Source organism: Streptomyces sp. SAI-135 (assembly GCF_029893805.1).
Taxonomy (GTDB): Bacteria; Actinomycetota; Actinomycetes; order Streptomycetales; family Streptomycetaceae; genus Streptomyces.
In genome coordinates, this window is the sequence record NZ_JARXYP010000002.1 from 8,676,363 (window position 1) to 8,697,049 (window position 20,687).

The following is a 20,687-nucleotide window of genomic DNA, read 5'->3' on the forward strand; positions in this document are numbered from 1 at the left end:
CACCACAGCGTCGGCGCGTTCTGGACGCTGATTGGCGGCCTGGACCGACCCGGGGTGCTGCGACTGAGCTTCCGGACCGGCGACAGCCGTGAACTGACCCTGCTGAAGGAGATGATCTGCGCGGACCACCCCGACGCGGACTTGCGTCGGATACAGGCCGGGATGCAGATCGACGAGCCCATCACCGCTTGTGCGGGCCGCGCGGTCGGGCGAGCGGACAGGTAGGTGACGCATTCCCCGCACCTACGTGCGCTTCCGCGAGGACCGGACGATCGCCACCGCGCTTCAGGACAGAATGGTCGCCGAGGCCGACGCGCTCACCCCCGGACCGCCGTCACAGCAGCCCTGGACACACTCGCGGCGGAGGCACGGTACGGCCCCTGGCAGGCACGTCGTCGGCCAGGGGCCGCAGGGCCGCACCGTGACGTCCTCGGCTACCTCGCCGCAGCCGGGCTGCGCACGCTAGGAGAGCGGGTGGAACTGGGGGCCGTACGTGCTCCGGGTTCCGGGGATCTCGGTCTCCATCAGGCGCACGGCGGGTTCCTCCAGGGCGCGCATGGCGTGGATGGCCGTGCCCAGGGCGCGCGGGCCGCCGTCAGCCCAGGCCGCGTCGAGGGAGGTCAGCACGGTGGTGTAGGTGGTGTCGAACCTGTCCAGGAGCCGCTGCACCGACGTCGATGGCCGGGACCAGCCGCCTTCCGGGACCCGGGCCATGGGGCGCGCGTCCGGGAAGGGAACGGGCGCCCCGGTGAACGTCCAGCCCTCGTCGGTCTGACGCAGTTCGCGCCCGTGGTAGATCTCGGCGAAGGCGTAGTAGTGGGCCGGGTGGTCGTCGGTGAAGGAGTCGGCCGGGGAACTGCTCGTGCCCTCGCCCTGCTCCCTGATGATGTCGATGGAGTGTTCCGCGTCGAGGAGGGTCTTGACGGGCCGCAGCTCGTCGGAGCCGATGTGCGCGCTCAGTTGCCCGCGGGTCGACATCTCCGGGTTCACGGACCGAAGACCGTCCAGCATGGCGCCGTAGAACGAGCCGACGGTGTGCGCGGCGCTGTCGCTGAGGGCGAGCGGTTCCTCGGGGGCCTCGATGGTCATCATCATGTGCACCAGGGACTTGGTGAGGCCCGAGAGGTACACGGTCAGGCCGGCGCGTACGCCGCCCGGCAGCGGGCCGGGGTAGCTGGGTGCCACCGCTCTGATCCTGGGCTGCCCGCCCACGGCCACGAGCAGGTTGCACACGACGCCGAGGTGGTACATCTCGTCGTCGATGATGCGCCGGATCAGCCGCGCGGCATGCGAGCCGCGGTCCCCGATCGACCACCAGCCGCACAGGTACGGCGGGATGGTGGACAGCTCCAGTTCCACGGCGACCTGCAGCGCCGACCGCAGCCAGTCGATGTCCCTGCCGACCTCGGGGACGGCCAGCAGGCGCGCCACGGAACCGGGCGGCGCCGGCTCGGACGGTCCGCTGTGGGGGCCCGGAGCGGCCGACGCCGGTGCGGCTGCCGCGATGGCCGGCACACCGGCCGCCACCGCCGTAGTGGCCAGGAAACTCCTGCGCTTGAACGCGGCCTCGGCCGGCCTCTGCACGTCTTCCCTCACACCATCACCCTCGCCTCGCAGTCGCGGCCCCGCATGGCTTGGAGACACACGGGGCCTGGGATCAGCTCGCGAAGCTAGCAGGCATCACCACAGATCAGAGCCCTGACGGGCGAGCACAGCGCGACCGCCACCCTGTCAGGCCAACGCCGGGTCCAACGGCTGCCGAGAACGCCGAGGGTGTCGTAAAGGACTACGCCCCATGAGGTTCTCGCGTATGGACCGGGCCGAGGGGGACTGGGGACCCCCGGGGGGGGGCTGCCTCCCGGAGACAAGCTGCCGTGCCCCGGCAACGCCGACCCGGCGGACGTCGGGACGTATGTGTTCCGTCAAAGCCGCAGGGCTCGCCGTAAGGGAGCCGTCAACAGGTGACCCGATCCGGCCGCCGAGGCGCTTTCCTCGGATCGTCCCTGTTCAACGCACCTCAACTCCAGGAGTTCGCGATGGCCGATCTGGCCTTCGTCGTCGTCATCGTCGCGGGTTTCGCGCTGGTGGCTCTCGTCGCCAAGGGGGTGACGAAGCTGTGACCGCCGAGAACACCGTCGGCCTGATCGTGGCCGTCGCCCTGCTGGGCTATCTGGTCCTCGCCCTGATCTTCCCGGAGAGGTTCTGAGATCCGCGATGGGTCCCGTACTCGCAGGCGTGCTCCAGCTGCTCGCCCTGGCAGGCGCCCTGGCGCTCGCCTACACACCCCTCGGCACCTACATGGCCAAGGTCTACTCCTCCGACAAGCACTGGCGCGTCGAGAAGTGGACCTACCGGGCCATCGGCGCCGACCCCGACACCCAGATGACCTGGACCGCGTACCTGCGCGGAGTCCTCGCCTTCTCTGCGGTCGGTGTCCTCTTCCTCTACCTGCTGCAACGGCTCCAGGGCGTCCTGCCCGGCTCGCTCGGCTTCGACTCGGTCGGTCCGGCGCAGTCGTTCGACACGGCCGTATCCTTCGTGACCAACACCAACTGGCAGTCGTACTACGGCGAGCAGACCATGGGGCACGTCGTCCAGACGGCCGGTCTCGCCGTGCAGAACTTCGTCTCGGCGGCCGTGGGCATCGCGGTGGCGGTGGCGCTGGTCCGGGGCATCGCGCGCTCGCGCACCGGTGAACTCGGCAACTTCTGGGCCGACCTGGTCCGCGGCACCCTGCGGATCCTCGTTCCGGGCGCGGCGATCGCCGCGATCGTGCTGGTCGCCTGCGGTGTGATCCAGAACTTCTCCGGCATCCACGAGGTCGGGCAGTTCATGGGCGGCTCGCAGCAGTGGAACGGCGGCGCGGTCGCCTCCCAGGAAGCGATCAAGGAACTGGGCACCAACGGCGGCGGTTACTTCAACGCCAACTCGGCACACCCCTTCGAGAATCCGACGCCCTTCACCAACCTCTTCGAGATCTTCCTGATCCTGGTGATCCCGTTCTCCCTGACCCGGACGTTCGGTGTCATGGTCGGCAACGTCAGGCAGGGCTACGCGATCCTGGCGACCATGGCCGCCGTCTGGGTCGGTTTCGTCGCCCTGATGATGTGGACCGAATTCGCCCACCACGGACCGGCGTTGCAGCTCGCGGGCGGTGCGTACGAGGGCAAGGAAGTACGGTTCGGGGTCGGTTCCTCGTCGATCTTCGCGGTGTCCACGACGCTCACGTCGACCGGCGCCGTGGACTCCTTCCACTCCTCCTTCACCGGGCTCGGCGGCGGGGTCACCATGCTCGGCATGATGCTGGGCGAGATCGCGCCCGGCGGCACCGGCTCCGGCCTCTACGGCATGCTGATCATGGCGGTCATCGCGGTGTTCATCGCCGGGCTGATGGTCGGCCGTACGCCCGAGTACCTGGGCAAGAAGATCGGCACCCGCGAGATCAAGCTCGCGGCCTGCTACATCCTGATCACCCCGGCGCTGGTGCTCGTCTTCACGGCGATCTCCATGGCCTTGCCGACCCCGCCGCACTCGATGCTCAACTCCGGCGCGCACGGTTTCTCCGAGGTGCTGTACGCCTTCACCTCCGCCGCCAACAACAACGGATCGGCCTTCGCCGGCCTGAACGCGAACACCGACTGGTACAACACCATGACCGGACTCGCCATGCTGCTCGGCCGCTTCCTGCCCATGATCTTCGTGCTGGCGCTGGCCGGCTCGCTCGCCGGGCAGCGGCCGGTGCCGGAGACCGCGGGCACGCTGCGCACCGAGAAGCCTCTGTTCACCGGGCTGCTGGTGGGCGCGATCCTCATCATCACCGGTCTGACGTACTTCCCGGCCCTCGCGCTGGGCCCGCTGGCCGAGGGGCTGGCGTCATGACCACTCGTACCGAAAGCCACGAGGACTCCATGTCCACTCCCACCCTCGCACCCCACCGGAACACGCCTACCGGGCACAGGGCTGCCGAAGGCCGTGTCGGTGCCGGCCTCTTCGACCCCGGGCAGCTGCTGAAGTCGCTGCCGGACGCCTTCCGCAAGCTGGACCCGCGGGTGATGGTCAAGTCGCCGGTGATGTTCGTGGTGTGGATCGGATCAGTCCTGACCACCGTCTTCTCCCTCCAGAATCCCGGTGACTGGTTCGGCTGGACCATCAGCGCATGGCTGTGGCTGACCGTGGTCTTCGCCAACCTCGCGGAGGCGGTCGCCGAGGGCCGCGGCAAGGCGCAGGCCGACACACTCAGGAAGGCCAAGACCGACACGATCGCCCGACGGCTCGACGGTCCCGCCGAAGAGCGGGTCCCCGGTACCGAGTTGAGGATCGGCGACCTGGTGGTCTGCGAGGCCGGCGACATCATTCCCGGCGACGGCGACGTCGTCGAGGGCGTCGCCTCCGTCGACGAGTCGGCGATCACCGGGGAGTCGGCGCCCGTCATCCGCGAGTCCGGGGGCGACCGCAGTGCCGTCACCGGTGGCACGAAGGTGCTCTCCGACCGGATCGTCATCAGGATCACGACGAAGCCCGGAGAGACCTTCATCGACCGGATGATCAACCTGGTCGAGGGAGCGGCGCGGCAGAGGACGCCCAACGAGATCGCGCTGAACATCCTGCTGGCCTCGCTGACGATCGTCTTCCTGCTGGCCTGCGCCACGCTGCCGCCGTTCGCGGACTACGCGGGCACCCACCTGACAATGGTCGTGCTGGTCGCCCTGCTGGTCTGCCTCATCCCGACCACCATCGGCGCCCTGCTCTCCGCCATCGGCATCGCGGGCATGGACCGTCTGGTCCAGCGCAATGTCCTCGCGATGTCCGGCAGGGCGGTCGAGGCCGCCGGTGACGTCTCCACGCTCCTGCTCGACAAGACCGGCACCATCACCCTCGGCAACCGGCAGGCCGCCGAGTTCGTGCCGGTGGCAGGGACGACCGAGGCCGAACTCGCCGACGCCGCCCAGCTCTCCTCGCTGGCCGACGAGACGCCCGAGGGCCGCTCCGTCGTCGTACTGGCGAAGCAGAAGTACGGCCTGCGCGAGCGTCACCAGGGCGAACTCATGGGCGCCGAGTGGATCGAGTTCACCGCGCAGACCCGCATGTCTGGTGTGGACGTCGACGGCCGCAAGGTCCGCAAGGGCGCGGCCGGTTCGGTCGTCAAGTGGGTCCAGGAGCGTGGGGGCACGGTCGCCGAGGACGCGGACACGACCGCGAACCGGATCTCCGAAGCGGGCGGCACCCCGCTGCTGGTGGCCGTCGAGGACGCAGGGGGTGCCCGGGTGCTGGGCGTCGTCCACCTCAAGGACGTCGTCAAGGACGGCATGCGCGAGCGGTTCGACGAGCTGCGCCGCATGGGCATCAGGACCGTCATGATCACGGGTGACAACCCGCTGACCGCGAAGGCGATCGCCGAGGAGGCGGGCGTCGACGACTTCCTCGCGGAGGCCACACCCGAGGACAAGATGGCCCTCATCAAGCGGGAGCAGGCGGGCGGCAAGCTCGTCGCGATGACCGGAGACGGCACCAACGACGCCCCGGCGCTGGCCCAGGCCGACGTCGGCGTGGCGATGAACACCGGTACGTCGGCCGCCAAGGAGGCCGGCAACATGGTCGACCTCGACTCCAACCCGACCAAGCTGATCGAGATCGTCGAGATCGGCAAGCAACTCCTCATCACCCGGGGCGCGTTGACGACGTTCTCCATCGCCAACGACGTCGCCAAGTACTTCGCGATCATCCCGGCCCTGTTCGCGGCCGTCCACCCGGGCCTGGACAGGCTCAACATCATGGGCCTGTCCTCGCCGGACTCCGCGATCCTGTCCGCCGTCGTCTTCAACGCGCTGATCATCATCGCGCTGGTGCCGCTCTCCCTGAAGGGCGTGCGCTACCGGCCGGTCAGCGCCGACAGACTGCTGCGCCGCAACCTCACCGTCTACGGCCTCGGCGGACTCATCGCCCCCTTCGTCGGCATCAAGCTCATCGACCTGCTCATCTCCCTCATCCCCGGGATCGGCTGACAGCCATGAACAACTCGGTCACGAACACAGCCCGGCTGCTCGGAGCGGGCCTGCGTGCCCTCCTCGTACTGACCCTGGCGACGGGCGTCATCTACCCGCTGGTCGTCACCGGCCTCGCCCAGGCGCTGTTCCACGACAAGGCGAACGGCTCCGAGATCACGTACGACGGAAAGGTCGTCGGCTCCTCGCTGATCGGCCAACAGGGCTACAGCCTCGACTACTTCCAGTCCCGTCCGGCGAACGGCCTCGGCACCAACTCGGTCAACACCCGGTACAAGCTGATCCTCTCGGGCGCGACCAACCTCTCCGCCGACAACAAGAAGCTCATCGCGTCGGTCGAGGAGGCCAAGGCGAAGGTCGTCAAGGAGAACTCCGTGCCCGGCTACACGGTCGAGCCGTCCCAGGTCCCGGCCGACGCGGTCACCTCCTCCGGCTCCGGACTGGACCCGGACATCTCCCCGGCCTACGCGCGGCTCCAGGTGCACCGGGTCGCCGAGCGCAACCACCTCACGGTCGCCTCGGTCGAGCAGCTGGTGAAGGACCACACCGACGGCCGCACGCTCGGCTTCATCGGCGAGCCCCGGGTGAACGTGCTGGAACTGAACACTGCGCTCAAGGCACTGGCGACCGGGAACTGAAGGCGTTGAAGAGGTACGTCCCTGGGCGCACGACAGGAAGGCGCACGCCGATGACACGGGTGCTGGTGGTGGAGGACGACTCGCAGCTCGTACGGGCCCTCGTCAGCAATCTCCGGGCTCGCCGCTACGGGGTCGACGCGGCTCCCGACGGAGCCTCCGCACTGCGGCTCGCGGCTGCCCGGCAGCCCGATGTCGTGATGTTCAGCATGGACGAACTGTTCGCCCGGCTGCGCGCGGCGGTCCGCCGCACCGAGGAGTCCCCGCTCGGCACCGGCGCGACACTCGTCGAGACGGCGGCCTTCAGCATCGACCTGCCGGCCAGGAAGGTCCGTCGGGCCGACCGCGAGGTCCGGCTCACGCCCACCGAGTGGCACCTCCGGGAGATCCTGGTCACCAACCCCGGCCGGATCTGATCACCGAGCCCGGCATGGGGTAACGGTTCGAGGCTGAACCGGAGGGCGAGGGGGGCACGCGGCAAGCTCCTCACGGCCCTTCCCGATCAGCGTCCCCTGCCCTCAGGCGTCCGGTGGCACGGTCTCGAACTCCCGCTCCAGGTGGCCACTGTCCAGCCGCAGCCGCCACACGTTGCGGCGGTGCACGGCCGCGAGGTCGCTCTGGAGCGGGGACGGCGGCACCGCGAGGACCGGGCAGGTGGCGTGGGCGAGGCAGTAGCGGCTGACCGACGGGCGCAGTGCGCGACGCAGTCCGCGCCGCCCGGCACCGAGCATCAGCAGGTCGTCCTCCCGGCCGGCCGTCTGGACCAGCGCCGGACCAGCGGCCCCTCGGGCGATGACGGCCCGCAGCGGGACCCCGAGGTCGGTGCCTCCGAACACCTCGCGCAGGGCCGTGAGCAGCCTCTCGCGTGCGAGTTGCTCCCACTGCCCGACCATGAGTGCCGTGGCCGGGGACCTGCGGACCGCGAGCTCCCCGCCGGGCGGCTCCCACGCCAGCACCGGCCACAGCTCGGCCCCACGCTGCCGGGCCTCCTCGGCAGCCCGGGCCAGAGCGCTCAGGCTGCCCAGCGAACCGCTCACTCCCACCACGACGCGAGCCGCAGCGGGCGGACGGAACTCGGACATCGTCTCCTCCTCGATCGTCTCCCTCTCATGCCCGCTGAGAGGGATTCGAACAGGCCCGCGCGAGGTGTTCTTGCGGCTGGTTCACGGGGTGGCCGACGGGAACTTCACGAGCTGCTGCCGGCCGTTCCCGAGATCGCGTGGTCAGCAGCTGCCATGTCGTGATGTCGCAGTCCGGGCGGCGCACCCTGACCGGGCTGGTTGCCTCCCTTCAGGAGCCGCTCCAGCCGGGGTCGCGGCCGAGGTAGCGCAGGAGGGCCGCCACGTCGTCATCGCCCGGTTCGGGGGCCAGGGCTGCGGAGTACGCGCCGTAGGAGCGCAGCGGCTCGACTGTCTCCCTGGCCAGCTTCAGGAGGGGGCGGGCCAGCTCGGGCGTGAGCGGCGATGGCCGAGCCGTAGCCAGGGCGATGTCCCAGGCGTGGACCGCCGCGTCGAGGCCGCACGCCGCCGAGCCGGACCACGGGGACAACTGGTGCGGCGGCAGCGGCACGGGCACCTCGGTGGCGTCCCGGGCGACGCCCGCCCACGCCTTCGCCGCTCGTGCCAGGGCGTCTTCCAGGAAGACCTGAGGGTCCACGCCCGCCATCTCGCCCGAAGGGGCGAAGGGGTTGAAGTCCGGGCCGGGTTCGCCGGTCAGCGCTGCGGCGTAGCCGATCTGGTCGCCGACGGCGTGCTGGAAGACCTGGGCGACGGTCCAGTCCGTACAGGGCGTGGGCAGGTGCCAGCCGTCGGCGGGGACGGCCCGGACCGCCGTGCGCAGGGCTTCGTGGGAGGCGTCAAGGACGCCCCAGCCGCTGGAGATCACGCCATCGCTCATCGCCGAGCCCCCGTTCGTAAGGCCATCACCGTGGTGCAGGGTTTTGTCATGCGTCCACTCTGGATCCCTGATCACAGCGAGGACAGCCCTTCTGTCGTCACGGCTGAGCGTTTCCGAAACTTCCGCTAGCATTCGGAATGAATGATTTTGGGTTAATGCCCTAAAAAGGATGAACATCCTTCGGAGCGGCGCATGTCCCGCAAGGGCTCCGCAGACGACGGCGACGAGCTGCTGGCCAGACTCGGCTCGCTGACGTCCCGGGCGCGTGAGTACGCGGAGCTGCAACGCTCCCAGGTCGAACTGGCCATCGCCCTGCAGCGCGGCATGCTTCCTGCGGAGATGCCCACGGCGCCCCGCTACCACCTGGCAGTGCGCTACGCACCGGCATGTCATGGCCTGAACGTGGGCGGCGACTGGTACGACGCCTTTCACCTGCCGGACGGCCGCATCGGGCTGTCCATCGGAGACGTCCAGGGGCACAACATCGAGGCCGCCGCCTTCATGGGGCAGGTGCGCGTCGGCCTGCGGGCACTCGCCTCCGTGACAAGTGAGCCCGGTGAACTTCTCGCGCGGACGAACGACCTCCTGCTCTCCCTCGGCACCGATCTGTTCGCCACGTGCACCTTCCTGCGTCTGGATCCGGCCACCGGCGTGCTGGAGAGCGCCCGGGCCGGGCACATCCCGCTCGTCTGGGCGACGGCGGACGGAAAAAGCGGTGTCGGCGGCGACGAGGGCGGCCCGCCGCTGGGTGTAGCCGCCGGCATGACCTACCCCGTCACCTGTTACCGGCTCACCACGGGCGGCGTGTTCGTCCTGCTCACGGACGGGGTGGTGGAGGGGCCGTCCATGGAGGTCGGCCAAGGCCTGGACCAGGTCGTACGGCTCGCCGGGGTCGCGGCCGTGGCGGGCATGGACGCCGGCGCGCTCGCCACCGCCGTGATGCGGGGCGCGGACCAGGTGGGCCACGAGGACGACGCCGCCGTGCTCGTCGTCGGCTACGAAGGGGCCGAAGGTCAGCCGTAGGGCGGCATGCGGACGCTCCCACCGCGCCGGAACGACGGGCCCGGTGTCTGATGGCCAGTGTGGTGGGTACCGAGAATCTGCGCCGGACCGGCGTCTTAGCCCTCCAGACGCTGGCCGTCGCCGGCAGCTACTACGCCGCGGGGCGATTCGGACTCCTGTGGGACCTGACCGTCGAAGGCGCCGTCTTCACCCCCATCTGGCCGCCGACCGGTATCGCGGTGGCCAGTCTGCTGATCTTCGGGCTGAGCGTCTGGCCCGGCATCGCACTCGGCGCCCTCCTGGTCATCGTGCACCTCACCTCCTCGCTGGAGCCCGATGTCCTCGGCAACCTGGCCGGCAACACGGCCGCGCCGATCTGCGCGTATCTCATGCTGCGCGCGGTGGGCTTCCGTACCGGCCTGAGCCGGTTGCGGGACGGCATGGCCCTGGTGTTCCTCGGGGCGCTGACCGGCATGCTGATCAGTTCCACGGTGGGCGTCGGCATGCTCGTGATGGCGGACCGGCTGCAATCGCACAGCTTCTGGGGGGTGTGGCTGGCGTGGTGGGTGGGCGACGCGATGGGCGTCCTGATCGTCACGCCGCTGCTGCTGTGGCTGTACGAGTCACAGTGGCCCCCGCAACTGTCCCGTTGGCCGGAGGCGACGGCGCTGATCGTCGTCACCGGCGCTGTCGTGCCGCTGGTCACCCACAGCAGCCTCAGTGTGCTGTTCCTCGTCTACCCGCTGCTGATCTGGGCCGCCCTGCGCTTCCAGCTGATCGGCAGCATGCTGTGCGCTCTCGCGACGTCCGTCGTGGCCACCGTGGCCGCCAGGGAGGAGGCAGGCCCTTTCGAGGGCCTGAGCCGCGTCGAGGTGATGATCAAACTGCAGGCGTTCAACGGCACCATCGCCCTGACCGCCCTCCTGCTCTCCGCCGTGATCACCGAGCAGCGCAACACCCGGCGCTCCGTGGAAGCGGCCTGCCACGAGCTCGTCGAGGTCCTGGAACACCTCACCGCGGGGGACGCGCCACGAGGGAGGCCGGTTCAGTCCGAGGGGGAGGCCGACGGCGGGCCCCCTCAGCAGGAGACCGGGCGCTGAGCCTCACCTCCGAAGCGCATCCGAGCGCCACGTCCGTGCCGAAGCAAGGGTGCGGGACGCGCATCCGAACGGAAGGGCAGGTCATCCCGTACGCAGCACCCGCCTGCTGTGCTGCTGGCCCCCGACAGGACAGCCGTCCTGGACGAAGAGGAACGGAGCAGTCGCGATGACGAAGAAGGCGAAGAACAAGACCCAGGGCAAAAAGTTCAGCCGGGGCGACGAGGTCACCTGGCAGAGCCACGGCGGCACCGCCGAGGGCAAGGTCGTCCGCAAGCTCACCCGACGCACCGAGGCCGCGGGCCGCACCGTGGACGCCTCGTCCGAGGAGCCGCAGTACGAGGTGCGCAGCGACAAGTCCGGCGGCACGGCAGTCCACAAACCGTCCGCGCTGCGCAAGAAGTGAGCGGGCCGGATGCAGACCTTCCTGCCGCACCCGGACTTCCGTCGGACGGCCCTCCTGCTGGACCGGCGCCGACTGGGCAAACAGCGGGTCGAGGCGCTGCAGGTCCTGCGTGGCCTGACGGTGCCGGGATACGGCTGGCGCCGGCATCCGGCCGTACGGATGTGGGTGGGGTACGAGGAGGCACTCGTACGGTACGGCCTGGAGATCTGCCGGGTCTGGCGTGAACACGGGCACCAGGACAGCTGCGCCGCCTCGCTGGTGGCCGGACTGGCCGCCCTGCGCCCCGGTGCCCCGGTGCGCGACCAGTCGGCGCTGGCGGCCGCCGGGGAACTGCCGCCCTGGCACGGCGACGAGGCCTTCCACGAAAGCCATCGCTCGGCCCTGGTCCGCAAGGACCCGGAGGCCTACGGCGAACTGTTCCCCGGCGTACCCGACGACCTCCCCTACGTGTGGCCCGCGTCCGACCGAGAGGTACAACCGGGCTGAGGGTGCCGGAGCCGACGTTCCGTCAGGCCCCGGCCCCGTGCGGAAGAGAGGTCAGCCGGCGGGGACGTCGTCGTGGAACGTCGTGCCCGCACCGCGGTACGCCGTCACCTTGGAGGCGACCTGTGCCGGTGTGAGGACCTGGTCCTTGACGTGCAGGACGTAGTCGACCTGCTCGTCGTAGGCCCGTGAGGTGCTGCTGGTCAGACCGCCGAAGTCGATCAGCCACTGGTTGAAGTTGATGGACATGGGCCGCTCGGGCAGATACGCGGCGTCATGGGTGCCGAAGAGCCGGCCGTCGACGTAGTACTTGATGCTGCTGTTGTCGATGGTCAGCACGAGGTCGTGCCAGCCGGCGTAGCTCTGGCGGCTCTCGCTGTGCTGGTTGACCGCCACCCAGGGATCGGCCTGGTAGGTCTCCCAGGACGTCGTGTAGAGGATGTTGGACGGCTCTCCCCAGCCGCCGTTGGGCAGGTACTCGAAGTCGTACTCGGCGTAGTCGTCCGCCAGGGGTGCCTTGAGGTCGTTGATGGTGAAGAAGGTCTGGACGAGGTGGTCGCCGTCCGGCCCGGACCTGGGCGCGTCGCTGAACCTGACGCGGGCCGCGTAGGTCCCGTTCTTGAACTTCATCGACTTGGTGAGGATCTCGGTCTGTTCGGTGCTCGCCCCGGTGCCGGCGGTCGAGGTCTCCAGGTTCATGACGGAGTTGCCGCTGACCGTGGAGAACGTGACGTTCTCGGGGGCCCAGGTGGCGCCGGAGACGCCGGGGCCACCGGAGTTGGAGCGTACGCTCCAGCCGTTCGCCGAGATCCTCGGGTCGGTGTGGCTGGTGTAGTTGAAGTCGTCGAACAGCGTGGCGCCGCCGGTCGGAGGGTCGGTGGGCGGATCCGTGGGCGGGTTCGTCGGGTCGTTGCCCGCGGGCGCCTGGCCCCACAGGGGTGGTGCCGGCCAGTTGCGCCGTGACCTTGGACCAGTCGGCGTACGAGGTCTGCGAGGCGCCGAAGGAGTAGTCGTCGCTCTGGTTCAGCGGTGCCCATGTCGACTGGTAGAAGCGCAGTTGCATGTCGCCGGTGTCCGCGCCCGGCGTGAGAGAGCCGGCCCCCGAGGTGAAGCCGATCTCCAGGTAACGGTCCGCCGTGGCGGTGGGGTTGGCGAGCGTGCCGAAGGTGCCCGTGATGTTGGCGCAGCCCTTGACGGCCCAGGAACAGGCGAAGCGGTAGGTCGCGTTCGCCGAGTCCGCCTTGAAGTAGTAGCGGAGCTTGACGCTTTGCAGGGCGACGCTGTTGGTGCCGGTGTTCCTGACCTTGAACCAGGGTTCCGCCTGATCCGCTCGGGCCCCGGAGGCGCTGGTCCGGTACTGGACGCTCAGGCCGTCGGTGGCCGCGTTCGCGGTGGCCGGGAGTGCGGTGAGCGCGGCGGCACCCATACCTACGGCGAGGGCGGCGGCCGCGGTGGCACGCAGCCGGTTCGTGGTGGATCTCATCGTTGTTCCCTCCAGAAGGTGGGGGTGATTCTGGGAATGGGACAGGTGTGCGTCAGGGGTGGTGCGCTACGCCGAGTGCGGGTGGGGCCGTCGAGCGTGAAGTCGCCGGACGGGAAGGCGGCTTCGGTGGGGCGGGGGATGAGGTCGGGCCACCTGACCAGTTGAGGTCACTGGTCAGTTCGCCTGTTGAGGTGAGGACGAAGGTGGCATAGACCAATTGCGCCGTCAACCCCCGCCGCACACAGGGGTTTTGTCGTGCTGGGTGACGTTCATCGATGGTCTGCGGCTACACTTCGCTCGCCGGCAGGGGAAACCAGCAGGTGACCACTGGTCAACTGGTCAGCTGAGGGCATGGGGGCAGGAGGGGGTACGCATGAAGGCCGACGCACCCGGCGCGGTACTCAAACGTGAGCGCGTCCGCGACTTCCTCCTCGACCTCGTGGAGTCCCATCGCCCCGGGGACGCCATCCCCTCCGAGCGTGTCCTGTGCGTGCAACTCGAAGTCTCCCGCCCGACCCTGCGCGCGGCGGTGGACGAGCTCGTCGCCGCGGGCCTGTTGGTACGGGAACACGGCCGGGGCATGTTCGTCGCCCCCGAGAAGATCACTCAGGAACTCGTCTCCGCCGAGCGGTCCATGACCGTGCCGCAGGCCGCCGGCGCCTGGTCTAGCCGTCTGCTGGAGTTCGTCACCATCCCGGCCGGCGCGCGCGTGGGCCGCAAGCTGCGGATCTCGCCCGCTGCCGAGATCGTGTACGTCGCGCGACTGCGCCTCGTCGACGGCGCCCCCATGGCCATCGAGCACCTGCACATCAGAGCCGAGCTGGTCCCCACCCTGTCCGCTCAGGAACTGGAGGCCGGCGACCTCTACGAACACCTGCGCCGGCAGCACGGGGTGCACGTCCAGGAGGCCGTACAGGCCATCGAGCCCACCGTCGTCACCCGCGCCGAGGCAGAACTGCTCGATGTGCCCGAGCTGTCCCCGGCCCTGCTCTTCGAACGGCTCACCTCCGACACCAGGGGTCAGCCCGTCGAGTACGTCCATTCCCTCTACCGCGGTGACCGCTACCGGATCGTCTCCAGGCTCACCCTCGGTCCCGCGGTCACCGCACCAGCCGACCGGCTGGGACATCACCCGGGCATCCCCCCGGGCGACTTCGCCCACCGGGACGCCGTCGCGTCCTCGACACGGGGGGACATTCAGGCGGGGCCGTGAGGTGGTGCGGCTGTACGACAGCGGCGCCCGCGCAGGGACCGCCCCGCTCTCCCGCGAGAGCCAGACTCCCTTGGGATCTCAGGTCGTCAGAACTCCCGTACAGGCTCGACACCCGGCGGGAATCCGTAGATCCCGGGAGCGGTGACGGAGTCGTCCTCGATCAGTGGCGGGCAGACGCTCCAGTCGGCGGCGATGCGCATCACCTCCTGCTCCGTCGGCATGGCGGCGTGCCAGGCGTCCCATTCGGCGTCTCCCCAGTCCTGCCGGACCTCCTCGCGCCCGACCAGCCCGACACCGAGCTCCCGTTCGACGGCGGTGGGCTCTCCCTGGCGCAGGGGGACCTCACCGCTCATCCCGATGTAACAGTAGGCGCGGGTCAGTTCACCGGATTCGACCCTGGCCCAGGCGTGGTACTCGCCGACCCGGTCGGTGGCGAAGAACTGGAGATCCCCGACGTGTGCGGCCAGCGTCCGCAGCCAGGTGGGAAAGTCCGGGCGGGCGGGATCGGTCCCGTGCGGGAGATGGATCCTGCCGTGGGCGAGTGTCCACTCGGGGACCGGTCTGGCCACGAACACACCTTGCCGGTAGGCGAGTTCGGTGCCCGTTGCCCAGTCGATGCGTTGTCGGTGTCGTAGATCGAGGGCATCGGCCACCTCCTCCGGCCCGGCGTCCCGCACCGCGAGCCATGACGTCTTGAACCCGAAGGACATGAACCCTCCCGTCGTGGTGTCTCTGAACCCGCCCGAACCCTGCGGGATCATCGCAGGCGGCACTGACAAAGGCACCCGTGCACAGGTGAGCGGCGCGCAGACCGCGCTCGCCGACTACGACAACAGCAAGCGCACCAAGACCGTCCACCCCCGCGGCACATCACCCGCAAGGCTGCGCAGCGCAGCCGGGTCCGTCCCTTCCACCGACCAAGGAGCTGACGCTCGCGACTTTGGTCGGGGATGCCGCTACCTCAGGACGACTGCGCGTTCTCCCGCACCGGTTGAGGGTGGAGCTTCGTCCGTCGAGGAGGCAGTGTGGCGATCTTCCGTACCCGGACCGGTACAGGTGTGACGGCGCAGGCGGCGGTGGCCGTCGGGTTGGTGATGGCGGCCATGCCGGCTTCGGTGGCCGCTGCGCCGCCCGCCGCGGCGGCTCCCACGCAGTTGTACGTGGCCCCCTGGGGCAAGGACTCCTGGCCCGGCACCCTGGAGCGCCCTTTTGCCACACCGGCACGCGCGCAAAGGGCCGTTCGCGCCCGGGTGTCGCGGATGACGGCGGATGTGGTGGTGAACCTGCGCGGAGGGACGTACCGCCTCAAGGCGCCGCTGCGTCTGTCGGAGGCCGCGGGGGATTCCGGCCGTGGCGGGCACCGGGTGATCTACCAGGCGTACGGGTACGGCACACCGCGGCAGGAGCGGGTGACGATCAGTGGCGGCCGCCGGATCTCCCAGTGGCGGCCGGAGCGGCAACTCAAGGGCTTCTGGCGTGCGGACGTGGGGGGACTCGAGACCCGCCAGCTCTACGTCGAGGACCGGCGTGCCACGCGGCTCACCCGCCAGGGCGCGGGCTTTTCGGGCACGTTGAAGGCGACCAGGACCGGTTACGTCACCACCAGTACCGTCCCGCGGACCTGGCGACGTCCCGGCGACATCGAGTTCGTCTACCGGTCCGGCTATCTGGAAGGCCGTTGCGGAGTCGCGGGGGTCTCCGCAAGGGGCCGCCAAACCACCATCACCATGGACCAGCCGTGCTGGCACCTGGCCCAAACACTGTACGGGGGATCGGAGTTGCTCGAAGCGCCGGACAGCGTGGAGAACTCACCCACCTTCGCACGCAAGCCCGGCAGCTGGTATCTCGACCGCTCCCGGCCCGGACACCACGCGTTGTTCTACCTGCCGCGGCCCGGGGAGGACATGCGCCGCGCCAAGGTGGTCGCCCCGGTCCTGGAGTCCCTGCTCACCGGCACCGGTCGGCCGGGCCGGCCCCTCCACGACATCGGCGTGCGCGGCCTGACGTTCGCCCACGCCACCTGGCTGGCGCCGAGCGAACCCGCCGGGTTCGCCTCCGCGTGGAGCATGTACCTGCGGCCCGGCAAGGGCGACGACGCGACGCTGCTGACGGTGCCCGGCACGGTCGCCTTCCACGCGGCCGAGCGGATCACCCTGGAGGGCAACCGGTTCACCCACCTGGGCGCCCAGGCACTGGAGTTGTCCCGGAACAGCTCGTACAACGTCGTCGACGGCAATGTCATCAGCGATGTCTCCGACGGCGGCATCCTGATGGGCGTGGTCCCTCCCGACCGGAAGGGGATCAACCGCGGCAACCGCGTCACCAACAACTGGATTCACCACATCGGCGCGGAGTACCGCGCGGCCTCCGGCATCTGGGACACCGCCACCCGGCAGACCACCCTCGCGCGCAACCAGGTCAACGACGTGCCCTACAGCGGCATCCTCTCCGGGCCGGGCGACGACCTGCGGGGCGTCATGCGCCACAACCGCATCGTGAACAACCGGGTCTTCGCGACGAACCGGCTCCTCGAGGACGGAGGCGGCATCTACCTGCGCGGCGAACAGGGCACCTCCTTCGCCGACGGGGCCGTCATCAGCGGCAACGCGGTCACCTCCAGCAAGCACGGCGACTGGAAGGTCGGCATCTACACCGACGACAGCACCAACTGGGCCACCGTGGACGGCAACGCGGTCTACGACTACGTCGCCTCGATCGGCGGGTGCAGCGAGGAATGGGGGGACCGCCCCGTCCAGAACGTGCGCTACCGCGGCAACTTCTGGGACGACGCCGTACCCGCATGGGTCGCACGACGGGACTACCCCGGAGCCTGGCCCCCGGCCAACAAGGAGAACCCGGAGGAAGGCTGCGGCGATCCCCACCGCCTCACCTTCGCCGGCAACACCCTGCTGCCGCCGCACGCCCCCGGCCCCGCCTGCGCCGCCCACACCGCCTGCGCCGCCATCCTGACGAACGCCGGGCCCCTCCCGTCCTACCGGCAGCGCTGGGGCATGCCGTGACGGATCAGTGCTCCTGGACTCCGGTGCTGTCGTGGATGAACAACGTGCGGGTGTCCGAGGAGCTGTAGCGCTCCTTGAAGGCGAAGTCGTCCGCGGTACCCGCCACCGGGGCGTCCGGTGGCTCCATGTACAGGACGTATGTCTTGGCCGTGTCGGTCTCGCTCTCGAGCTGGATCCATCCCTGGTAGCCCGGCGCGGGGAACGTACCGGTGGCCTTGACGGTGACCGCACTGGGGGAGCGGACGACCTCGAACTGGGCGGTACCGAGCTCCAGACGCTTGCAACCGCCCTCCTTCCACCGCTTGAACAGGTCGATCCACTCCTGCGGCCACGGCCCGCCGAGAGCGGTGGGCGGCATGGTCCCGCCCTCCAGACGGTCGACGATGTGTTCGGCGTGCTCGACGACGTCGTCGTACTCCCACAGATTCATGCCGTGCGGGATCATGTGGTCGCGGTCCGTCGCGCTGAACATCGGCCGGATGTGCAGCTCGTACACCGGTGTGCGCATCAGGAGTACACCTCCATGCGCACGTCCTTCAGCTCGACCTCGTCGAGCGGCGGAACGGGGTGCGGAGGTATGCCGGTCGGGCTGGGAGCGGGGATGAACTGCAGGGTGAACGCGAGGTCTGCGCCGTCCGCCCCCAGGGAGTCGAGCGTGGACGTGACATCGAAGCGCGCCGTACGCGAGACGGGGTGGTGCGCGACGGCTGGACCGTCGTGGTCGTGGTGCCCGTGCGGGTGGGCCCGCCACAAGGTCACGTAGCCGGCTCCGAAACGACGCGAGAACTCGCTGTCGTCGGGCTGGAACGGCACGTCGGAGGGGTGCAGGAAGCCGCGCAGCATGTAGGTCCCGGTGTTCGGCACCTTGAGCTCGTCGAGCCGCACGAGCAGTCGCTGCCCCCGTGTCTCGGGCACCGAGAACCCGAGGCGTGCGACCTCCTTGTCGCGGAGCTCCGTGACGAGGTCGGTGTTCGCGTCGAGTGGGGTGAGCGGCTGCGTCGCCAGCAGCGAGGGCGGGAACGGGGGCGGCGGCGGCACGGGCACCGCGAAGGCCTCTTTGAGCTGGTCGTTGTACTCGTACTCGTAGTCCAGGCCCACCGTGTCGGTGAAGTCGGAGACCTTGTTCCTGGGCTGCGAGGTGAAGCCGCGCAGCACGTGGTCCGGCGAGGTCAGGGGCGGCGAGCCGTTGCGGTGCTGCCACTCCGCCCACATCAGGTCGATGAAGCAGTGGAAGCTGAAGTAGAGCGGGTCCTCGGCCGCTGTCGAGGGGTTCGCCATCAGCCCGCCGATGTAGAAGCCGTGCATGGTGTCGTGCGGACCGCTCTCCAGGCGTCCCGCGTCTCCGAGAAGATCTCCGTCCGGGTAGCCGGCGAACTCCTTCTGGTCCGTCTCCATGGTGACGATCTGACGCGTGTTCGGTGGCAGCGTGGCGGGCGCGGAGCTGCGGGGGGCCTTCAGTCCCGGCTTCTTGAAGGCGAGGGGGAACTTCTCGGGGGTCTGCTCGCTCATCCAGTCCCAGTAGGGGACGGTGACGTTCTGGGTGCGCGGTGGGTCGGCTTCCTGGAGCAGCTTCTCGAAGTAGTGCAGATGCGCCCGGTGCCAGGGCAGGAAGAGGTCGCTGCCGTGCTCGCAGGGGCCCGCCGATCCGTTGTGCAGAGCTGCCTGGAACGCGTAGCCGCTCGGATCGTCCTCGTTCGCGTCCGAACGCTCCCGCAGAATGCCGAGCGCGTGGATGTAGTCGTCCAGTTCCGTGTCGGTGAGCGCGTTGATGTCTTTGCGGACCCTGGGCATGGTGCTGCCTCCCGTCGGGGTGCAGATGCGGGGCAGGCCGCCGGCCGGCTCAGCTTTCAGCATCGGACGGGAGGCAGGGTGTCGCAAACGGGGATGCGCTCGGGCCGATCCAGGGCCGGCGGCTCCCTACGACGGGTCACGTCTACGGTGCGATGCCCACTCCGTCGATCCGGCTCCACGCCTTCTCCTGCTGAGCCGTCATGGCCGGCCACGCCAGTCCTTGCGGCCGGGGCTCGACGCGGGAGGCGTACGGCAGCGGGCGGAAGTCCGGGTCGTAGAAGCAGCCCGTGCCGTAGGTGCGGTCGTGGAAGGCGCAGGTGGCTGCGACGGACCGCGGCGTGGGCTTCTTGCCTGTGCGGACCCAGGTGGCCAGCGTGGCAATGGAGTTGGCGTACTCGGCGTTGCTCAGTTCGCTGTGCTCGTGTTCCGTGGTGAAGGTCTGGACGAGGTGCTTCGCCCGGTGGGCGCCTTCCAGCGTGGCCCGGTACGCGGCCTCGTGCTCGATGAAGGCGGTGGGGTCGTCGATGGCGTGCAGGGTGAGTACGGGGATCGTGACCCGGCCGGTGAGGTCGCTGTCGTAGGACAGGTCGCGCCGGGCCTCCGGGTCGGCGGAGAAGCGTTCGACACCTGCGTTGAGGGCCTTGTCGTCGTGTGAACCGGAATACCTGACGCCGGTGTTGCTGAAGGGGTTCCGGTCGCCGAGCCGGTCGTGCACGATGTCGCGGAACGTGAACACGGAGAACCGCAGGTGTGATTCGAGGGTCCGCTCCGGGATACGTGTGACCGCGAGTATGTCGTCGAGGTTGCGTTGTTGCAGAGCGGTGCGGTCCTGGGGGGCGGACGTGTACCCGGTGCACTCCTGCAGGCGGGCTCGCAGTCCTGCGGTGGTCAGGGTCGAGGTGGGCCGCAGTCCCTGCCACAGCGGGTACGGGGGTTCGGTGGGGCGGGGCAGGTTCTGGCAGTAGTACTGGTAGACCACACGGAGGTCGACGCGGTAGTCGTACCCGCGTGAGCCGCCGCCCAGGACCCCGTTCGTGAGCAGGGCACCGTCGTAGGAGCCGTGTCCGCCGAACACCTCGACGACCTTGGCGGCCACGTTTCCGCCCCAGGACTGGCCGTGCACGAAGGTCCGCACCGGGTGGCCGAACTCGTGCACGAAGAGCCGGCGGACGTTCTCCGTGTCGGCCGCCGCCATGCGGGTTCCGTATCCTCCGCGGCGATAGGACGAGCCGGCCCAGGCGTATCCCTGGTCCACCATCACCGACCAGCGTTCCAGGTCGCCGAGACTGCGTTCGGGGTCGGATGCCTCGCCCAGGTCGGGGCCGCCGTGAGCGTGCACGACGAGCGAGCCGTTCCACTGCCGGGGGACGGCGATCGCGTAGTAGGCGCCGTTGGCGTCCTGGCCGGTGTAACAGGTGGCCTTCTGTGCCAGGTTCGCCGGGCAGGAGACCGGTGCGGGGGCCGGGTCGGTGGCCGCCTGGGCCGGGCCCATGCCGCTGAGTGATCCGGCGACGAGGGCTGTGACGCCGGCGGCCAGCGTGACGGAGCGTCGTGCGCGGGAACGGAGGAGACGGGGGAGGGAACGGGTCCGACCTGAGCGGTTCACAGCGGTGCTCCTGGACATCGGTGGCGCGCCGTCGCGCCGAGCGGTGCGATGTT

General features: G+C 69.6%; 18 protein-coding genes and 3 pseudogenes. 13 read left to right on the forward strand and 8 right to left on the reverse strand.

Features of this window, described 5'->3' with window-relative positions:
* Positions 1-30: 30 nt before the first annotated feature.
* A pseudogene (locus tag M2163_RS43830) lies at positions 31-328 on the forward strand (alpha/beta hydrolase); the annotation flags it as partial.
* Positions 329-462: 134 nt separating this feature from the next.
* Here the strand turns inward: M2163_RS43830 and M2163_RS43835 are convergent.
* Positions 463-1,584 carry a ferritin-like protein gene (locus M2163_RS43835; protein ID WP_280896865.1) on the reverse strand — a complete coding sequence of 374 codons (1,122 nt, stop codon included), beginning with the start codon at positions 1,582-1,584 and terminating at the stop codon, positions 463-465.
* A gap of 377 nt (positions 1,585-1,961) precedes the next feature.
* Between M2163_RS43835 and M2163_RS43840 the strand changes: the two genes are divergently transcribed.
* From M2163_RS43840 to M2163_RS43865, 6 genes and pseudogenes are all read left to right on the forward strand, one after another.
* A complete protein-coding gene (locus M2163_RS43840) occupies positions 1,962-2,120 on the forward strand; it encodes a hypothetical protein (protein WP_280847281.1) in 159 nt (52 codons plus the stop codon).
* Entirely contained in the window at positions 2,117-2,206 is a 90-nt protein-coding gene (kdpF, locus tag M2163_RS43845) for a K(+)-transporting ATPase subunit F (protein WP_037761677.1), read from the forward strand. The genes M2163_RS43840 and kdpF overlap by 4 nt, the downstream gene beginning before the upstream one ends.
* An 8-nt stretch (positions 2,207-2,214) precedes the next feature.
* Positions 2,215-3,879, forward strand: a complete 1,665-nt coding sequence (gene kdpA / locus M2163_RS43850; protein WP_280896866.1) for a potassium-transporting ATPase subunit KdpA — start codon at positions 2,215-2,217, stop codon at positions 3,877-3,879.
* A complete protein-coding gene (gene kdpB / locus M2163_RS43855) occupies positions 3,876-6,002 on the forward strand; it encodes a potassium-transporting ATPase subunit KdpB (protein WP_280896867.1) in 2,127 nt (708 codons plus the stop codon). Before kdpA ends, kdpB begins: the two co-directional genes overlap by 4 nt.
* Positions 6,003-6,007: 5 nt before the next feature.
* Positions 6,008-6,640, forward strand: coding sequence for a potassium-transporting ATPase subunit C (locus M2163_RS43860; protein WP_280847278.1), 633 nt, complete (start codon positions 6,008-6,010; stop codon positions 6,638-6,640).
* A 50-nt stretch (positions 6,641-6,690) separates the two neighbouring features.
* Positions 6,691-7,050 (forward strand): annotated as a pseudogene (locus M2163_RS43865) (DNA-binding response regulator); the annotation flags it as partial.
* Between the two features lie 105 nt (positions 7,051-7,155).
* Here the strand turns inward: M2163_RS43865 and M2163_RS43870 are convergent.
* Both M2163_RS43870 and M2163_RS43875 read right to left on the reverse strand, forming a co-directional pair.
* The gene (locus tag M2163_RS43870) at positions 7,156-7,719 is read right to left on the reverse strand and encodes a universal stress protein (protein WP_280847277.1); all 564 of its coding nucleotides are present in this window, start codon (positions 7,717-7,719) and stop codon (positions 7,156-7,158) included.
* Between the two features lie 208 nt (positions 7,720-7,927).
* Positions 7,928-8,533, reverse strand: coding sequence for a TIGR03086 family metal-binding protein (locus tag M2163_RS43875; RefSeq protein ID WP_280896868.1), 606 nt, complete (start codon positions 8,531-8,533; stop codon positions 7,928-7,930).
* A gap of 192 nt (positions 8,534-8,725) precedes the next feature.
* On the opposite strand from M2163_RS43875, the gene M2163_RS43880 reads away from it, so the two are divergent.
* From M2163_RS43880 to M2163_RS43895, 4 genes are all read left to right on the forward strand, one after another.
* Positions 8,726-9,556: a PP2C family protein-serine/threonine phosphatase gene (locus tag M2163_RS43880; RefSeq protein ID WP_280847275.1), complete on the forward strand. Its 831-nt coding sequence runs from the start codon at positions 8,726-8,728 to the stop codon at positions 9,554-9,556.
* A 50-nt stretch (positions 9,557-9,606) separates the two neighbouring features.
* Complete coding sequence (locus tag M2163_RS43885; protein WP_280896869.1) at positions 9,607-10,635, forward strand: MASE1 domain-containing protein; 1,029 nt, start codon at positions 9,607-9,609, stop codon at positions 10,633-10,635.
* Positions 10,636-10,801: 166 nt separating this feature from the next.
* Positions 10,802-11,038 (forward strand): DUF2945 domain-containing protein, encoded by a 237-nt coding sequence (locus tag M2163_RS43890; protein WP_280847273.1) that lies wholly within the window; start codon positions 10,802-10,804, stop codon positions 11,036-11,038.
* Positions 11,039-11,047: 9 nt separating this feature from the next.
* Complete coding sequence (locus M2163_RS43895) at positions 11,048-11,524, forward strand: MSMEG_6728 family protein (RefSeq protein WP_280847272.1); 477 nt, start codon at positions 11,048-11,050, stop codon at positions 11,522-11,524.
* A 51-nt stretch (positions 11,525-11,575) separates the two neighbouring features.
* On the opposite strand, the pseudogene M2163_RS43900 reads toward M2163_RS43895, so the two are convergent.
* Positions 11,576-13,004, reverse strand: a pseudogene (locus tag M2163_RS43900) (cellulose binding domain-containing protein).
* 373 nt (positions 13,005-13,377) lie between these two features.
* Here M2163_RS43900 and M2163_RS43905 point away from each other — a divergent pair.
* Positions 13,378-14,217: a GntR family transcriptional regulator gene (locus M2163_RS43905; protein WP_280847270.1), complete on the forward strand. Its 840-nt coding sequence runs from the start codon at positions 13,378-13,380 to the stop codon at positions 14,215-14,217.
* An 86-nt stretch (positions 14,218-14,303) separates the two neighbouring features.
* On the opposite strand, the gene M2163_RS43910 is transcribed toward M2163_RS43905, so the two are convergent.
* Complete coding sequence (locus M2163_RS43910) at positions 14,304-14,927, reverse strand: hypothetical protein (protein ID WP_280847269.1); 624 nt, start codon at positions 14,925-14,927, stop codon at positions 14,304-14,306.
* 315 nt (positions 14,928-15,242) lie between these two features.
* On the opposite strand from M2163_RS43910, the gene M2163_RS43915 reads away from it, so the two are divergent.
* Positions 15,243-17,237 carry a right-handed parallel beta-helix repeat-containing protein gene (locus M2163_RS43915; protein ID WP_280896870.1) on the forward strand — a complete coding sequence of 665 codons (1,995 nt, stop codon included), beginning with the start codon at positions 15,243-15,245 and terminating at the stop codon, positions 17,235-17,237.
* 4 nt (positions 17,238-17,241) lie between these two features.
* Here the strand turns inward: M2163_RS43915 and M2163_RS43920 are convergent, their stop codons facing one another.
* From M2163_RS43920 to M2163_RS43930, 3 genes are all read right to left on the reverse strand, one after another.
* Positions 17,242-17,745 (reverse strand): hypothetical protein, encoded by a 504-nt coding sequence (locus M2163_RS43920; protein ID WP_280847266.1) that lies wholly within the window; start codon positions 17,743-17,745, stop codon positions 17,242-17,244.
* On the reverse strand, positions 17,745-19,091 hold the full coding sequence (locus M2163_RS43925; protein WP_280896871.1) for a tyrosinase family protein: 1,347 nt from the start codon (positions 19,089-19,091) through the stop codon (positions 17,745-17,747). Before M2163_RS43925 ends, M2163_RS43920 begins: the two co-directional genes overlap by 1 nt.
* A gap of 79 nt (positions 19,092-19,170) precedes the next feature.
* The gene (locus tag M2163_RS43930) at positions 19,171-20,520 is read right to left on the reverse strand and encodes a hypothetical protein (RefSeq protein WP_280897415.1); all 1,350 of its coding nucleotides are present in this window, start codon (positions 20,518-20,520) and stop codon (positions 19,171-19,173) included.
* Positions 20,521-20,687 lie beyond the last annotated feature (167 nt).

Bases quoted from the DNA above. Each gene is read 5' to 3' on its own strand.
- kdpA (WP_280896866.1), top strand. From the start codon at position 2,215: ATGGGTCCCGTACTCGCAGGCGTGCTCCAGCTGCTCGCCCTGGCAGGC.
- kdpB (WP_280896867.1), top strand. From the start codon at position 3,876: ATGACCACTCGTACCGAAAGCCACGAGGACTCCATGTCCACTCCCACC.
- M2163_RS43860 (WP_280847278.1), top strand. From the start codon at position 6,008: ATGAACAACTCGGTCACGAACACAGCCCGGCTGCTCGGAGCGGGCCTG.
- M2163_RS43870 (WP_280847277.1), bottom strand. From the start codon at position 7,719: ATGTCCGAGTTCCGTCCGCCCGCTGCGGCTCGCGTCGTGGTGGGAGTG.
- M2163_RS43875 (WP_280896868.1), bottom strand. From the start codon at position 8,533: ATGAGCGATGGCGTGATCTCCAGCGGCTGGGGCGTCCTTGACGCCTCC.
- M2163_RS43880 (WP_280847275.1), top strand. From the start codon at position 8,726: ATGTCCCGCAAGGGCTCCGCAGACGACGGCGACGAGCTGCTGGCCAGA.
- M2163_RS43885 (WP_280896869.1), top strand. From the start codon at position 9,607: ATGGCCAGTGTGGTGGGTACCGAGAATCTGCGCCGGACCGGCGTCTTA.
- M2163_RS43890 (WP_280847273.1), top strand. From the start codon at position 10,802: ATGACGAAGAAGGCGAAGAACAAGACCCAGGGCAAAAAGTTCAGCCGG.
- M2163_RS43895 (WP_280847272.1), top strand. From the start codon at position 11,048: ATGCAGACCTTCCTGCCGCACCCGGACTTCCGTCGGACGGCCCTCCTG.
- M2163_RS43905 (WP_280847270.1), top strand. From the start codon at position 13,378: ATGAAGGCCGACGCACCCGGCGCGGTACTCAAACGTGAGCGCGTCCGC.
- M2163_RS43910 (WP_280847269.1), bottom strand. From the start codon at position 14,927: ATGTCCTTCGGGTTCAAGACGTCATGGCTCGCGGTGCGGGACGCCGGG.
- M2163_RS43920 (WP_280847266.1), bottom strand. From the start codon at position 17,745: ATGCGCACACCGGTGTACGAGCTGCACATCCGGCCGATGTTCAGCGCG.
- M2163_RS43925 (WP_280896871.1), bottom strand. From the start codon at position 19,091: ATGCTGAAAGCTGAGCCGGCCGGCGGCCTGCCCCGCATCTGCACCCCG.
- M2163_RS43930 (WP_280897415.1), bottom strand. From the start codon at position 20,520: ATGGGCCCGGCCCAGGCGGCCACCGACCCGGCCCCCGCACCGGTCTCC.